This is a genomic window from Kosakonia sp. HypNH10 (assembly GCF_029850615.1).
In the GTDB taxonomy this organism is placed as follows: domain Bacteria; phylum Pseudomonadota; class Gammaproteobacteria; order Enterobacterales; family Enterobacteriaceae; genus Kosakonia; species Kosakonia cowanii.
In genome coordinates this window covers 142314-155491 of record NZ_JAOTIU010000006.1, presented here as the reverse complement: position 1 = coordinate 155491, position 13178 = coordinate 142314, and the positions used below count along the sequence as shown (strand labels likewise).

The following is a 13178-nucleotide window of genomic DNA, read 5'->3' as shown; positions in this document are numbered from 1 at the left end:
TACCGATAACCGGGTGAAAAAGCAAAATAAAAAAGCTGTTATTAGCCCTTTGCCGGGAAAATTTTCCGTCACTATAGACCTCAGGTTATGGAATACATCAAAAAACGCTGGCAATGGGATGAATAAGTAACCTAAAATAGCCGTCCAGATGTTAATCCGTCCAGACCGATTAACACTCAGACTTCTTGTGTCATCTTTGCGTAGCCACCGCGAAGAGAGCCGAACACAGAATTCGATCTAACCGAATTACACCAGGTGAAAATTTATTATGGCAAAACACCTTTTTACGTCCGAGTCCGTCTCTGAAGGGCATCCTGACAAAATCGCTGACCAAATTTCCGACGCTGTGCTGGATGCAATCCTCGAGCAGGACCCTAAAGCGCGCGTCGCTTGTGAAACGTACGTGAAAACCGGCATGGTGCTGGTCGGTGGCGAAATCACCACCAGCGCATGGGTGGATATCGAAGAGATCACCCGTAATACCGTGCGTGATATCGGCTATGTTCACTCTGACATGGGCTTTGACGCCAACTCTTGCGCCGTACTGAGCGCAATCGGTAAGCAGTCTCCGGATATCAACCAGGGCGTTGACCGTGCCGATCCGCTGGAGCAGGGTGCGGGCGACCAGGGCCTGATGTTTGGCTATGCGACCAACGAAACCGACGTGCTGATGCCAGCCCCGATCACCTACGCTCACCGTCTGGTTGAACGCCAGGCAGAAGTGCGTAAAAACGGCACCCTGCCGTGGCTGCGTCCGGATGCGAAGAGCCAGGTCACCTTCCAGTACGACGATGGCAAAATCGTCGGCATTGATGCTGTAGTGCTCTCTACCCAGCACTCAGAAGATATCGACCAGAAATCGCTGCAGGAAGCGGTGATGGAAGAGATCATCAAGCCGATCCTGCCGACCGAGTGGCTGAACGCCTCTACCAAATTCTTTATCAACCCGACCGGCCGTTTTGTTATCGGCGGCCCGATGGGCGACTGTGGTCTGACCGGCCGTAAAATCATCGTTGATACCTACGGCGGCATGGCCCGTCACGGCGGCGGCGCATTCTCCGGTAAAGATCCGTCGAAAGTTGACCGTTCCGCAGCGTACGCGGCGCGTTATGTAGCGAAAAACATCGTTGCTGCTGGCCTTGCCGACCGCTGTGAAATCCAGGTCTCCTACGCCATTGGCGTGGCAGAACCGACTTCGATCATGGTTGAAACCTTCGGCACTGAGAAGGTCTCCACCGAGCAGTTAACGCTGCTGGTGCGTGAGTTCTTCGACCTGCGTCCGTACGGCCTGATTCAGATGCTGGATCTGCTGCACCCGATCTACAAAGAGACCGCTGCATACGGTCACTTCGGTCGCGAATCTTTCCCGTGGGAAAAAACCGACAAAGCCGCGCTGCTGCGCGATGCTGCCGGTCTGAAATAATCCACTGACCGCACCGCTATAAAGGCCAGCCTTGCGCTGGCCTTTTTCATTTTTATGCGCTTTGCGACCATCCCCCCCATTTGTGCAGCTATACTCACTCTGCCCGTAACTATTTCATTTGAAAGCGATTACATCAGACGCTCAACGAAATCCTCCCCTTCTCTCACCGGCTGAAACGGTCACGCGTCATAATTGTTACATTACGCTTCGGTTTAGTCTGAAATAACGGCCTGCAATTAACCATTCATTGTCAAGAATCCTATAATCCTCAACACTTTTATTTACATTCGTGGCCTGCCCGAAATGTAACCGATTACACTCATGTGATGCATATCACGACTTTTCGCTTATGAGTGACCTAACTTTTATCACGATAAAATTCATAACATGAATGGAGGGCATAATGCCTGACAATAAGAAACAGAAGCATTCCAACAAGGCCATGACCTTTTTTGTCTGCTTCCTCGCAGCACTGGCAGGATTACTTTTTGGCCTGGATATTGGCGTGATTGCGGGCGCACTGCCCTTCATCACGGAAGATTTTCAAATCAGCTCGCACACTCAGGAGTGGGTGGTGAGCTCAATGATGTTTGGTGCTGCCGTCGGCGCAGTCGGCAGCGGCTGGCTCTCCTGGCGTCTCGGGCGTAAAAAGAGCCTGATGATCGGCGCGGTGCTGTTTGTTATCGGCTCTCTCTGCTCTGCCGCCGCACCGAACGTCGAGTTCCTGATCGTTTCACGCGTGCTGCTCGGCCTGGCGGTTGGTATCGCCTCTTATACCGCTCCGCTCTACCTCTCTGAGATCGCACCGGAAAAAATCCGCGGCAGTATGATTTCGATGTATCAGCTGATGATCACCATCGGTATTCTCGGCGCGTACCTTTCTGATACTGCGTTCAGCTACAGCGGCGCATGGCGCTGGATGCTGGGCGTGATCATCATTCCGGCGGTGCTGCTGCTGATTGGCGTCTTCTTCCTGCCGGACAGCCCGCGCTGGTTCGCCGCGAAACGCCGCTTTAACGATGCTGAACGAGTGCTGCTGCGCCTGCGCGATACCAGCGCCGAAGCGAAAAACGAACTGGATGAGATCCGCGAAAGCCTGAAAGTGAAGCAGACCGGCTGGGCGCTGTTTAAAGAGAACAGCAACTTCCGCCGCGCGGTCTTCCTCGGCGTGCTGCTGCAAATCATGCAACAGTTCACCGGCATGAACGTCATCATGTATTACGCGCCGAAAATCTTTGAACTGGCGGGTTACACCAACACCACCGAACAGATGTGGGGAACGGTAATCGTCGGTCTGACCAACGTGCTGGCGACCTTTATCGCTATCGGTCTGGTGGACCGCTGGGGCCGTAAACCGACGCTGGTGCTGGGCTTTATGGTGATGGCCGCCGGTATGGGTATTCTTGGCACGATGCTGCATATGGGCATCCACTCGCCGTCTGCGCAGTACTTCGCTGTCGCCATGCTGCTGATGTTTATCATCGGCTTCGCCATGAGCGCCGGTCCGCTGATTTGGGTACTCTGCTCCGAAATCCAGCCGCTGAAAGGCCGCGATTTTGGTATCACCCTCTCCACCGCCACTAACTGGATCGCCAACATGATTGTCGGCGCGACCTTCCTGACGATGCTGAACACGCTGGGCAATGCCAACACCTTCTGGGTGTACGGCGGTCTGAACGTGCTGTTCATTATCCTCACCCTGTGGCTGGTGCCGGAAACCAAACACGTTTCGCTGGAGCATATCGAGCGCAACCTGATGCGTGGACGTCCGCTGCGTGAAATTGGTTCCCGTGACTGATTAACGCCCTTCAGGCTTCCTCTGCGGAGGAAGCCTTTTTTGCTTATTGCACTCCCGTCCCGCCCATCCTATTCTCTGCAGTTATGAAAACACCCCGCCTCCCCATCGCCCTCCAGCAAGCTGTTATGCGTAGCCTGCGGGATAAACTCGCCCTCGCTAACCAGAAGCTTGAGCGTGACTACCCCGAACCGAAACTGGTCTATCAACAGCGCGGCACTGCCGCCGGTACGGCGTGGCTTGCCGACTACGAAATTCGCCTCAACCCGGTGCTGTTGCTGGAAAACCAGCAAGCCTTTATTGATGAAGTGGTTCCCCATGAGCTGGCGCACCTGCTGGTGTGGAAACACTTCGGGCGCGTTGCGCCGCACGGCAAAGAGTGGAAGTGGATGATGGAGAGCGTGCTCGGCGTGCCTGCGCGGCGAACGCATCAGTTTGAGCTGGAATCGGTGCGGCGCAACACCTTCCCCTACCGCTGTAAATGCCAGCAGCATCAGCTGACCCTGCGTCGCCATAATCGGGTAGTGCGCGGCGAGGCGATCTACCGCTGCGTGCGCTGCGGCGAGCCGTTAATGGCTGAAGCGGCTAACTGATTCCATTAAGAAGTTTTATGCGCTAACTGATTGCATCAGGAAGCACCTTCCGCTACGTTGCGAGCTCGTTTTGACAGGGAGTTCGCTATGTTCCGTTTTATACCTTTTCTCTTCACGTTGCTGGCAGTGCCTGCCCTGGCCGCCAACGGTATCAACAACTTTTCCCAGGCCAAAGCAGCCGGTGTGAAAGTGAATGCTGACGCGCCGGGTGATTTTTACTGCGGCTGTAAAATCAACTGGCAGGGCAAAAAAGGGGTCGTCGATCTCGCCTCCTGCGGCTATAAAGTGCGAAAAAATGAGAACCGCGCCAGCCGCATAGAGTGGGAGCATGTGATGCCCGCCTGGCAGTTCGGCCACCTACGTCAGTGCTGGCAAGATGGCGGGCGCAAACAGTGCGCCAAAGATCCGGGCTACCGCAAGATTGAGAGCGATATGCATAACCTGCAACCCGCCGTGGGCGAGGTGAATGGCGATCGCGGCAACTTTATGTACAGCCAGTGGAACGGCGGTGAAGGGCAGTATGGTCAGTGCGAGATGAAGGTCGATTTCAAAGCGAAGCTGGCTGAACCACCGGCGCGCGCACGCGGTTCGATTGCCCGCACCTACTTCTATATGCGCGATCAATACCAGCTACCGCTCTCACGCCAGCAAACCCAGCTTTTCACCGCGTGGGATAAGCTCTATCCGGTCACTGCGTGGGAGTGCACGCGCGATGAGCGTATCGCGGCCATTCAGGGCAACCATAACCCGTATGTGCAGCGCGCTTGCATGGCGCGAAAGAGCTAACCTACACTAGCGCCATTGTTAACATCCGCCCTGCCGTGCGGGGCGGTAATCTGAACGGATCTAAAACATGCGCATTCCCCGCATCCATCACCCAGAATGTATTCAGCCGGGCAGTGAAATTGCCCTTAGCGAGGATGCCGCCAACCACGTCGGCCGCGTGCTGCGTATGGGCCCGGGCCAGGCGGTGCAGCTTTTCGACGGCTCCAACCAGGTTTTCGAGGCAGAAATCACCCATGCCGATAAAAAAAGCGTGCGCGTCAGCGTGCTGCGCGGCGAAGTGGACGATCGTGAATCGCCACTGCATATTCACCTGGGCCAGGTGATGTCGCGCGGTGAAAAGATGGAATTCACCATCCAGAAATCGATCGAACTGGGCGTAAGCCTCATTACGCCACTTTTTTCTGAGCGCTGCGGCGTTAAACTGGACGCCGAACGCCTGAACAAGAAGCTGCAGCAGTGGCAAAAGATCGCCATTGCCGCCTGTGAACAGTGCGGGCGCAACCGTGTTCCGGAGATCCGCCCGGCCATGGATCTCGAAGCCTGGTGCGCCGAAGAGGAGAGCGGTCTGAAGCTCAACCTCCATCCGCGCGCCAGCCAGAGCATTAACACCTTGCCTCTGCCCGTCGAGCGCGTGCGTCTGCTGATTGGCCCGGAAGGCGGTCTATCCGCCGATGAGATCGCCATGACCGCGCGCTACCAGTTTACGGATATTTTGTTAGGTCCCCGCGTGCTACGCACCGAGACAACGGCGCTTACCGCCATCACCGCGCTTCAGGTTCGCTTCGGCGACCTGGGTTGAAAGGAGAAGCAGAATGATTAAGCTCGGCATCGTGATGGATCCCATCGCGGACATTAACATCAAGAAAGACTCCAGCTTCGCCATGCTGCTGGAAGCACAGCGCCGCGGCTACGAGCTGCACTATATGGAGATGGCCGATCTCTACCTGATTAACGGTGAAGCCCGCGCCCGCACGCGTACCCTCTCCGTCGAGCAGAACTACGACAAATGGTATGAATTTGGCAGCGAGCAGGATATCGCGCTGGCGGATCTCGACACCGTGCTGATGCGTAAAGATCCGCCGTTCGACACCGAGTATATCTACGCGACCTATATCCTTGAGCGCGCGGAAGAGAAAGGCACGCTGATCGTTAACAAACCGCAGAGCCTGCGCGACTGTAACGAAAAACTCTTTACCGCCTGGTTCCCGGATCTGACGCCGGAAACGCTGGTCACCCGCGATAAAGCGCGGCTGAAAGCCTTCTGGCAGAAGCACACCGACATTATCCTTAAGCCGCTGGACGGCATGGGCGGCACCTCGATTTTCCGCGTCAAAGAGGGCGATCCGAACCTCTCGGTAATCACCGAAACTCTGACCGAACTGGGCACTCGCTACTGCATGGCGCAGAACTACCTGCCAGCCATTAAAGAGGGTGACAAACGTGTGCTGGTAGTCGATGGCGAACCGGTGCCGTACTGCCTGGCGCGCGTGCCGCAGGGCGGAGAAACTCGTGGCAATCTGGCGGCCGGTGGTCGCGGCGAACCGCGTCCGCTGACCGAGAGCGACTGGGAGATTGCGCGTAAAGTCGCGCCGGTGCTGAAAGCCAAAGGGCTTATCTTCGTCGGTCTCGATATCATCGGCGATCGCCTGACCGAAATTAACGTCACCAGCCCGACCTGCATCCGTGAAATCGAAGCCGAATTCCCGGTCTCCATCACCGGTATGCTGATGGACGCTATCGAAAAACGTCTGGCTAAATAAGTGCCACACAGGGTGCGAGCGAGAGCCCGCGCCCTTCCCGCTTTATCTCGTGACAGCACCCTGCTTTCCCCCCATACTACGTTGTCGCTTTTTTGAACCAGGAACAGAACCTCTGACAATGAATTTACAGCATCACTTTCTTATTGCCATGCCTGCTCTCCAGGATCCCCTCTTCCGGCGCTCCGTTGTCTATATCTGCGAGCACAGCGAGGAAGGGGCGATGGGGCTTATCATCAATAAGCCGCTGGAAAACCTGACGGTAGAGGGCGTGCTTGAAAAACTGAAAATCGAGGCCGTCGATCGCGACCCGGCGATCCGTCTTGATAAACCGGTGTTGCTTGGCGGCCCGCTGGCGGAAGATCGCGGCTTTATCCTGCACACCCCGCCAGGCGGTTTTGCCTCCAGCATTCGCGTCTCGGACAACACCGTGGTCACCACCTCGCGTGACGTGCTGGAGACGCTCGGCACCAGCGAACAGCCTGCTGAGGTGATGGTCGCGCTGGGTTACTCGTCGTGGGATAAGGGGCAGCTCGAAGAGGAGATCCTTGATAACGCGTGGCTTACCGCGCCGGCGGATCTCAACATCCTGTTTAAAACCCCCATCGCCGATCGCTGGCGCGAAGCGGCAAAGCTTATCGGCATCGATATTTCGACCATGCCGGGCGTCGCGGGGCACGCCTGATGAGCGGCACACTGCTGGCGTTTGATTTTGGCACCAAAAGCATTGGCGTGGCCATCGGGCAGCGCATTACCGGGACGGCGCGCGCGCTGACGGCGCTAAAAGCGCAGGACGGCACGCCGGAGTGGAAGCGGATCGAAAACCTGCTCAAAGAGTGGCAGCCGGAAGCGGTGGTGGTTGGTTTGCCGCTTAATATGGATGGCACCGAGCAGCTGCTCACCGCCCGCGCCCGCAACTTTGCCAATAAAATCCACGGCCGTTTTGGCGCAAAAGTGATCCTGCATGATGAACGGTTAAGCACCGTTGAAGCGCGTTCGGGGCTGTTTGAACGCGGCGGATTCCGCGCCCTTGATAAAGGCAGCGTCGACTCAGCGTCGGCGGTGATTATTCTCGAAAGCTACTTCGAGCTGCACCCGTAACCCTGCCCGTTCTCCCCTCTCTTTTCTCTTAGCCGCGATCGCCTCGCGGCTTTCTGCCGATCCTTCTCACACTTTCCAGTCCCGCTTTTTGCATTCCCGCCAATGTTTCTATAAAAGAAACATAAAGGCCATCAGGGTTTCTCGGTTAAGCGCTGAGCCAGTTCGTGCAGGGCGTCTAAGCGCGTCTCAACAACCGCATCGTCAACCTGCCACAGACCGGCAAACGCGAGCGCTGCGGAGTGGGCGCCAAGCGGTTTCGCCATCGACACTTCACCGTCGTCGTGATGCCACACCACGTGCCCCTGCGCGCGCTGCTGGGCAACATGCGGGCCAAGCTGCTGCCACTGCTCCGGCGTAAAGCGCTGTTGCAGCGCCTCGTCGCTCTCTGCCGCCAGCAACGACATGCCGATGACCGACTGCCAGGCAGGCAGCATATGGAAACCGGCCAGCGCCTGGCTCACCTGGCTGCCGGGTTCAGAGTGGTAGATATAGATCACCTGATCCTCCCACAGCACGCCCATCGCCACGACGATATCTTTCGGGGCGTAGCTTTCCAGCAGCGGCAGCGCGTGGGAGAAGAGCGCCGAACCACGAATGGCCTGCGCCGCCAGCGCATGAATGCCGGGGCCGGGAAGGTAGCGACGCTGCGCATCCTGCATGGTCAGGCCAATGGAAGCCATGGTCATCAATAACCGGTTTACGCGGGTGGTGTTAATGCCCATCAGACGCGACAGCTCACGACAGCCAATGGCGCGATCGCTGGAGACGAGGTACTGCAGGCAGCGAATGCCATCAATCAGACTTTGGTTCGGTTGAGAAGACATTGCAGGGTTCGCTTTTCAGTTGGCTGGAAAAAACGATTCTACCGTCAGTCAAAAAGGAAACAAGATAATGAAAATCTTTCCTCACACCGATGCCAGAGCTTTTCCGACCCGGCAACTGCACGCCGATCTGGTCGTCGCGGGCGGCGGGCTGGCAGGGCTGTGCGCCGCGCTGGCAGCAGCGCGCGACGGTTTGGATGTGGTGCTGATCCAGGACAGACCGGTGCTCGGCGGCAACGCTTCCAGCGAAGTGCGCCTGTGGGCAAACGGCGCAACATCGCATATGGGCAACAACAACCGCTGGGCGCGCGAAGGCGGCATTATGGGCGAGATCATGGAGGAGAACCTCTGGCGCAATAAAGAGGGCAACCCGGTGATGTTTGACCTGGTGCTGCTCGACCTTGCCAGAAGCCAGCTGGGCCTGACGCTACTGCTCAATACCGCCGTGTTTGAGGTGGAAAAAGAGGCGCAGACCATCACTCAGGTGAAAGCCTTCAACCCCATCAATGAGACCTTTTATAGCGTCAGCGCCGCACAGTTTTGTGATGCCACCGGCGACGGCGTGCTCGGCTATCTGGCGGGTGCCGAATATCGTGAGGGCGCAGAAGAGGCAGAGGAGCTCGGGGAGAAAATGGCACCCGGCGACAACTTCGGCCACAAGCTCGGCCACTCCATCTACTTCTACACCAAACAGACTGACGGGCCGGTTAACTTTGTTCCCCCCTCCTTCGCGCTGAAAGATATTACCGCCATCCCACGTTATAAACGCCTCACCTCCACCCTTAACGGCTGCGATCTCTGGTGGCTTGAGTGGGGCGGGCGTCTTGATACCGTGCATGAGAGCGAAGAGATCAAATGGGAGCTGTGGAAGATCGTCTGGGGCGTTTGGGATCACATCAAAAACTCCGGCAACTTCCCGGAAGCGGAGAAGATGACCATCGAGTGGGTCGGCGCGATCCCCGGCAAGCGCGAAAGCCGCCGCTTCGTGGGCGACCATCTGCTGAGCCAGCAGGATATTATCGAGCAGCGCGACCACTATGACGCTGTGGGCTATGGCGGCTGGTCGATCGATCTGCATCCGGCGGACGGCGTCTACAGCACCCATGACGGCTGCCGTCAGTTTCACAGCAAAGGCACCTACACCATCCCGTTTCGCAGCATCTACAGCCGCTCGCTGGATAACCTGCTGCTGACCGGGCGGATTATCTCCGCATCCCACGTCGCCTTCGGCAGCGCCCGCGTGATGTGTACCTGCGGCCTGCTCGGCGAGGTGGTGGGCCGCGCCGCCGCGCTTTGTCATGCGCGCGGCCTCACACCGCAGGCCCTGGCACAGCGTGAGCATATCGGCGCGCTGCAACAGCAGTTGCAGCTTAACGGCTGCTATATCCCGCGCCAGTGGCTCAACGACCCGGCGGCAGGTGCCAGCGTCACGGCCAGCAGCGAGTACAGCCTGACGGCGCTCGCGCCCAACGGCAACTGGCATCCGCTGGCGGAGAGGATGGCACTGCTGCTGCCTGTCCCGGCGGGCCATACCGTGCCCTCCATCACCCTGCGGCTGCGGGCAAAGCGGCCGACGGAGCTGACGGTCTCGCTGCTCGGCAGCGTCCGTGCCGGTAACTTCACGCCCGATTGCCACTTTGAGGAGCAGGTGCTGAGCGTGGCTGGCGAAGGCGAGCAGACCATCACCTTCCAGTGGCAGAGCGAACGCAACCAGTACGTTTTTCTCGCCTTCGCCGCCCATGAAGAGGTTGAGATCGCGCTTACCGATGCGCGTCTGCCGGGCATCATGACGGTGTTTAACAGCCTTAATGCGCGCGTTGCTAAACACACCCGCCAGGTCGCCGATGGCGATTACGGCGTCGACGAATTCGACTTCTGGCTGCCTCGCCGCCACCCTGCGCAGATCATGCCCGCCCTGCGCTGCGATCCGCCGATTGCCGCCTGGGGCATGCAGAATGTGCTCAACGGCCGCCTGCGCCCCGAGCAGCAGATCAACGCCTGGTCCCCGGCGATGGATGACGCCGCACCGGAGATCGTCTGGCGCTGGGATAGCCCGCAGGCGATTAACCAACTGACGCTGGTGCAGGACAACGATTTCGATAACGCCATGGAGTCCGTGCAGATGGGACACCCGCTTGCCGTCACGCCGCACTGCATTACGCACTATCGCCTGTGGGCTGACGAGTGGCTGCTGGCAGAGGTTGATGATAATCACCACTCCGTCTGCCAGCACCGTTTCACCCGCCCAATCACGGCAAGCAGCGTCAGGCTGGAGATCATCGCCACCGCAGGCGCGCTGCCCGCAGTTTACGCACTGCATCTTCACTAAAGCCGCCCTTCGCGCACCCGCTGCTGCTGGCTCTGCGCGAAGGTCTGCATCCCCTGCTGCTGCCCGGTTTGCATCACGCCGGGCAGCTGATGGGTTTTGCCTTCGCGAATAAGGTTCGCCACCGCCGGGGTGTTAATCAGCAACTCAAACAGCGCCACGCGCCCGCCCTGCTTATCTGCCTCCAGCCTCTGCGCCAGCACCGCCTGCAAGCTGCCCGCCAGCTGGCTGCGCACCGGCTCCTTTTCTTGTGCCGGGAAACTATCCACCAGCCGCTCGACGGCCTGCGCCGCGCCGCGCGTGTGCAGGGTCGCCAGCACCAGATGCCCGGTTTCGGCGGCGGTCAGGGCCAGGCGGATCGTCTCGCTATCGCGCAACTCGCCAAGCAGGATCACATCCGGATCCTGGCGCAGCGCTGCACGCAGCCCGTCGGCAAACGAGGCGCAGTGTTGACCTATCTCGCGCTGCTGGATCAGGCTGTTGCCGCTCTGGTGCACGAACTCAATGGGATCTTCCAGCGTCACAATATGCCCCCCGGCCTGATGATTGAGGTGTTGCACCATCGCCGCAAGGGTTGTCGATTTACCGCTACCGGTCGCGCCAGTGACGAGGATCAGACCGTTCTCCCGCGCCAGCAGTTCAGTCAGCGCCGCCGGAGCAGAGATATCGCTAAGCTGCGGGCAGCGCTGTGGCAACAGGCGCAGCGCTAATGATATGCCGCCGTGGCGGGCAAACGCGCCTGCGCGCAGCCGCCTGCCGCCAGCGGTGGTGAGCGCAAAATCCACCTGTCTCGTTTCGCGCCACTGCTGCTGTTGCAGGGAGGTCAGCTGCCCGCTGAGCAGTGCGCTGATGTCGGGCTGGTCAAAAGGCGCAGCGGTAAGCTGCCCGTGCTGTCGCCAGCGCGGTGGACAACCACTGCACAGGTGTAGATCCGAGACATTATGCTTTACACTAAGCGCCACTATTTCTTCTATATCCATTACGCCATCCTGGAATCATGAACGATATCGCGCATAACCTGGCACAGGTCCGGGACAAAATCTCCGCTGCGGCGGCACGCTGCGGCCGGGCTTCAGAAGAAGTTGCGTTACTTGCAGTGAGTAAAACCAAGCCTGCGAGCGACGTCGCAGAAGCGATCGATGCCGGACAACGTGCGTTTGGCGAAAACTATGTGCAGGAGGGGGTGGAGAAGATCCAGCACTTCCAGCAGGCGGGCATCAGCGGGCTGGAGTGGCACTTTATCGGCCCGTTGCAGTCCAACAAAAGCCGTCTGGTAGCGGAGCACTTCGACTGGTGCCACACTGTCGACCGTCTGCGCATCGCCAGCCGCCTTAGCGAGCAGCGCCCGGCAACGCGCGCGCCGCTAAATGTTCTTATCCAAATCAACATCAGCGATGAGCAGAGCAAGTCCGGTATCGCCCTGAGCGAACTGGATGAGCTTGCCGCGCAACTCGTTGAACTGCCGGGCATCTGCCTGCGCGGGTTGATGGCGATCCCGGCACCGGAAGCGGAGCACGAACGGCAGTTTGCCGTGGCACGGCAAATGGCTGTAGCATTTGAGGCGCTTAAAACGCGCTATTCAACGGTCGATACCCTGTCGTTGGGCATGACGGATGATATGTCCGCAGCCATCGCGGCGGGCAGTACGATGGTGCGCATTGGTACCGCCATTTTTGGTGCGCGCGATTACACAAAAAAGTAAGAGAAACTGAGGAACGCCATGAAGACGTTGACTTTCCTGCTCTCAACAGTGCTTGAACTCTACACCATGGTTCTGCTGTTGCGCGTCTGGATGCAGTGGGCACGCTGTGATTTTTATAACCCTTTTTCGCAATTTGTCGTTAAAGCCACCCAGCCGATTGTCGGGCCGCTGCGCCGCATTATCCCGGCGATGGGGCCGCTGGACAGCGCCTCGCTGCTGGTCGCTTTTGTGCTGAGTTTTATCAAGGCGATCGTGCTGTTTATGGTGGTCACCTTGCAGCCGATTATCTGGATATCTGCCCTGCTGATTCTGGTCAAAACCATCGGCCTGATGATTTTCTGGGTGCTGCTGGTAATGGCAATCATGAGCTGGGTCAGCCAGGGCCGCAGCCCGGTTGAGTACGCGCTGATCCAGCTGACCGAGCCGCTGCTGCGCCCGATCCGCAATCTGCTACCAGCAATGGGCGGCATCGACTTCTCGCCGATGATCCTCGTGCTGCTGCTCTATGTGCTCAATATGGGGATTGCCGAACTGCTGCAATCTACCGGTGATATGCTGCTGCCGGGGCTGTGGATGGCACTATGAGTGCCGTTGTATCCTCTCAGGACGGGCTGGTTTTACGGCTTTATATACAGCCGAAAGCCAGCCGCGACGCGATTATCGGTTTGCATGGCGACGAAGTAAAAGTCGCCATCACCGCCCCGCCAGTGGATGGCCAGGCCAATGCGCACCTGGTGAAATTTCTCGCTAAACAGTTCCGCGTTGCGAAAAGCCAGGTGCTGATCGAAAAGGGCGAACTGGGCCGCCATAAACAGATTAAAATCGTTCATCCGCAACAGATCCCGACGGAAGTCGCGGCGCTGATAAATTAGGA

The 13178-nt window shown here is 58.3% G+C and carries 14 protein-coding genes; 12 read left to right on the top strand and 2 right to left on the bottom strand.

Annotated features, from left to right (window positions below; genetic code table 11):
- The first annotated feature begins 268 nt into the window (after window positions 1–268).
- The 8 genes from metK (at window position 269) to ruvX (ending at window position 7455) form a co-directional block, all read left to right on the top strand.
- Window positions 269–1423, top strand: coding sequence for a methionine adenosyltransferase (gene metK, locus N7V53_RS17275; protein ID WP_023480766.1), 1155 nt, complete (start codon window positions 269–271; stop codon window positions 1421–1423).
- 403 nt (window positions 1424–1826) lie between these two features.
- Window positions 1827–3221 (top strand): sugar porter family MFS transporter, encoded by a 1395-nt coding sequence (locus N7V53_RS17270; RefSeq protein ID WP_023480709.1) that lies wholly within the window; start codon window positions 1827–1829, stop codon window positions 3219–3221.
- Between the two features lie 83 nt (window positions 3222–3304).
- Window positions 3305–3811 carry a SprT family zinc-dependent metalloprotease gene (locus N7V53_RS17265; RefSeq protein WP_071789543.1) on the top strand — a complete coding sequence of 169 codons (507 nt, stop codon included), beginning with the start codon at window positions 3305–3307 and terminating at the stop codon, window positions 3809–3811.
- A gap of 87 nt (window positions 3812–3898) precedes the next feature.
- Window positions 3899–4597, top strand: a complete 699-nt coding sequence (gene endA, locus N7V53_RS17260) for a deoxyribonuclease I (RefSeq protein WP_279794199.1) — start codon at window positions 3899–3901, stop codon at window positions 4595–4597.
- A gap of 67 nt (window positions 4598–4664) precedes the next feature.
- Entirely contained in the window at window positions 4665–5396 is a 732-nt protein-coding gene (gene rsmE, locus N7V53_RS17255) for a 16S rRNA (uracil(1498)-N(3))-methyltransferase (RefSeq protein ID WP_023480745.1), read from the top strand.
- 13 nt (window positions 5397–5409) lie between these two features.
- Window positions 5410–6357, top strand: a complete 948-nt coding sequence (gene gshB, locus N7V53_RS17250; protein WP_270221498.1) for a glutathione synthase — start codon at window positions 5410–5412, stop codon at window positions 6355–6357.
- 118 nt (window positions 6358–6475) lie between these two features.
- On the top strand, window positions 6476–7039 hold the full coding sequence (locus N7V53_RS17245; protein ID WP_279794197.1) for a YqgE/AlgH family protein: 564 nt from the start codon (window positions 6476–6478) through the stop codon (window positions 7037–7039).
- Window positions 7039–7455: a Holliday junction resolvase RuvX gene (gene ruvX / locus N7V53_RS17240; protein WP_023480823.1), complete on the top strand. Its 417-nt coding sequence runs from the start codon at window positions 7039–7041 to the stop codon at window positions 7453–7455. The genes N7V53_RS17245 and ruvX overlap by 1 nt, the downstream gene beginning before the upstream one ends.
- A gap of 131 nt (window positions 7456–7586) precedes the next feature.
- Here the strand turns inward: ruvX and N7V53_RS17235 are convergent, their stop codons facing one another.
- Window positions 7587–8279: a transcriptional regulator gene (locus tag N7V53_RS17235; RefSeq protein WP_023480979.1), complete on the bottom strand. Its 693-nt coding sequence runs from the start codon at window positions 8277–8279 to the stop codon at window positions 7587–7589.
- Between the two features lie 67 nt (window positions 8280–8346).
- Between N7V53_RS17235 and N7V53_RS17230 the strand changes: the two genes are divergently transcribed.
- Window positions 8347–10605 carry an FAD-dependent oxidoreductase gene (locus N7V53_RS17230; protein WP_279794195.1) on the top strand — a complete coding sequence of 753 codons (2259 nt, stop codon included), beginning with the start codon at window positions 8347–8349 and terminating at the stop codon, window positions 10603–10605.
- On the opposite strand, the gene N7V53_RS17225 is transcribed toward N7V53_RS17230, so the two are convergent.
- Window positions 10602–11582, bottom strand: a complete 981-nt coding sequence (locus tag N7V53_RS17225; RefSeq protein ID WP_279794193.1) for a type IV pilus twitching motility protein PilT — start codon at window positions 11580–11582, stop codon at window positions 10602–10604. The genes N7V53_RS17230 and N7V53_RS17225 overlap by 4 nt on opposite strands.
- A gap of 17 nt (window positions 11583–11599) precedes the next feature.
- Between N7V53_RS17225 and N7V53_RS17220 the strand changes: the two genes are divergently transcribed.
- Genes N7V53_RS17220 through yggU form a run of 3 tightly spaced genes read left to right on the top strand, consistent with a single transcriptional unit; the run spans window position 11600 to window position 13176 of the window.
- A complete protein-coding gene (locus tag N7V53_RS17220) occupies window positions 11600–12304 on the top strand; it encodes a YggS family pyridoxal phosphate-dependent enzyme (RefSeq protein ID WP_279794192.1) in 705 nt (234 codons plus the stop codon).
- Between the two features lie 18 nt (window positions 12305–12322).
- On the top strand, window positions 12323–12889 hold the full coding sequence (locus N7V53_RS17215; protein WP_279794190.1) for a YggT family protein: 567 nt from the start codon (window positions 12323–12325) through the stop codon (window positions 12887–12889).
- Window positions 12886–13176, top strand: coding sequence for a DUF167 family protein YggU (gene yggU, locus N7V53_RS17210; protein ID WP_042713571.1), 291 nt, complete (start codon window positions 12886–12888; stop codon window positions 13174–13176). Before N7V53_RS17215 ends, yggU begins: the two co-directional genes overlap by 4 nt.
- Window positions 13177–13178: the final 2 nt, after the last annotated feature.

Bases quoted from the DNA above. Each gene is read 5' to 3' on its own strand.
- metK (WP_023480766.1), top strand. From the start codon at position 269: ATGGCAAAACACCTTTTTACGTCCGAGTCCGTCTCTGAAGGGCATCCT.
- N7V53_RS17270 (WP_023480709.1), top strand. From the start codon at position 1,827: ATGCCTGACAATAAGAAACAGAAGCATTCCAACAAGGCCATGACCTTT.
- N7V53_RS17265 (WP_071789543.1), top strand. From the start codon at position 3,305: ATGAAAACACCCCGCCTCCCCATCGCCCTCCAGCAAGCTGTTATGCGT.
- endA (WP_279794199.1), top strand. From the start codon at position 3,899: ATGTTCCGTTTTATACCTTTTCTCTTCACGTTGCTGGCAGTGCCTGCC.
- rsmE (WP_023480745.1), top strand. From the start codon at position 4,665: ATGCGCATTCCCCGCATCCATCACCCAGAATGTATTCAGCCGGGCAGT.
- gshB (WP_270221498.1), top strand. From the start codon at position 5,410: ATGATTAAGCTCGGCATCGTGATGGATCCCATCGCGGACATTAACATC.
- N7V53_RS17245 (WP_279794197.1), top strand. From the start codon at position 6,476: ATGAATTTACAGCATCACTTTCTTATTGCCATGCCTGCTCTCCAGGAT.
- ruvX (WP_023480823.1), top strand. From the start codon at position 7,039: ATGAGCGGCACACTGCTGGCGTTTGATTTTGGCACCAAAAGCATTGGC.
- N7V53_RS17235 (WP_023480979.1), bottom strand. From the start codon at position 8,279: ATGTCTTCTCAACCGAACCAAAGTCTGATTGATGGCATTCGCTGCCTG.
- N7V53_RS17230 (WP_279794195.1), top strand. From the start codon at position 8,347: ATGAAAATCTTTCCTCACACCGATGCCAGAGCTTTTCCGACCCGGCAA.
- N7V53_RS17225 (WP_279794193.1), bottom strand. From the start codon at position 11,582: ATGGATATAGAAGAAATAGTGGCGCTTAGTGTAAAGCATAATGTCTCG.
- N7V53_RS17220 (WP_279794192.1), top strand. From the start codon at position 11,600: ATGAACGATATCGCGCATAACCTGGCACAGGTCCGGGACAAAATCTCC.
- N7V53_RS17215 (WP_279794190.1), top strand. From the start codon at position 12,323: ATGAAGACGTTGACTTTCCTGCTCTCAACAGTGCTTGAACTCTACACC.
- yggU (WP_042713571.1), top strand. From the start codon at position 12,886: ATGAGTGCCGTTGTATCCTCTCAGGACGGGCTGGTTTTACGGCTTTAT.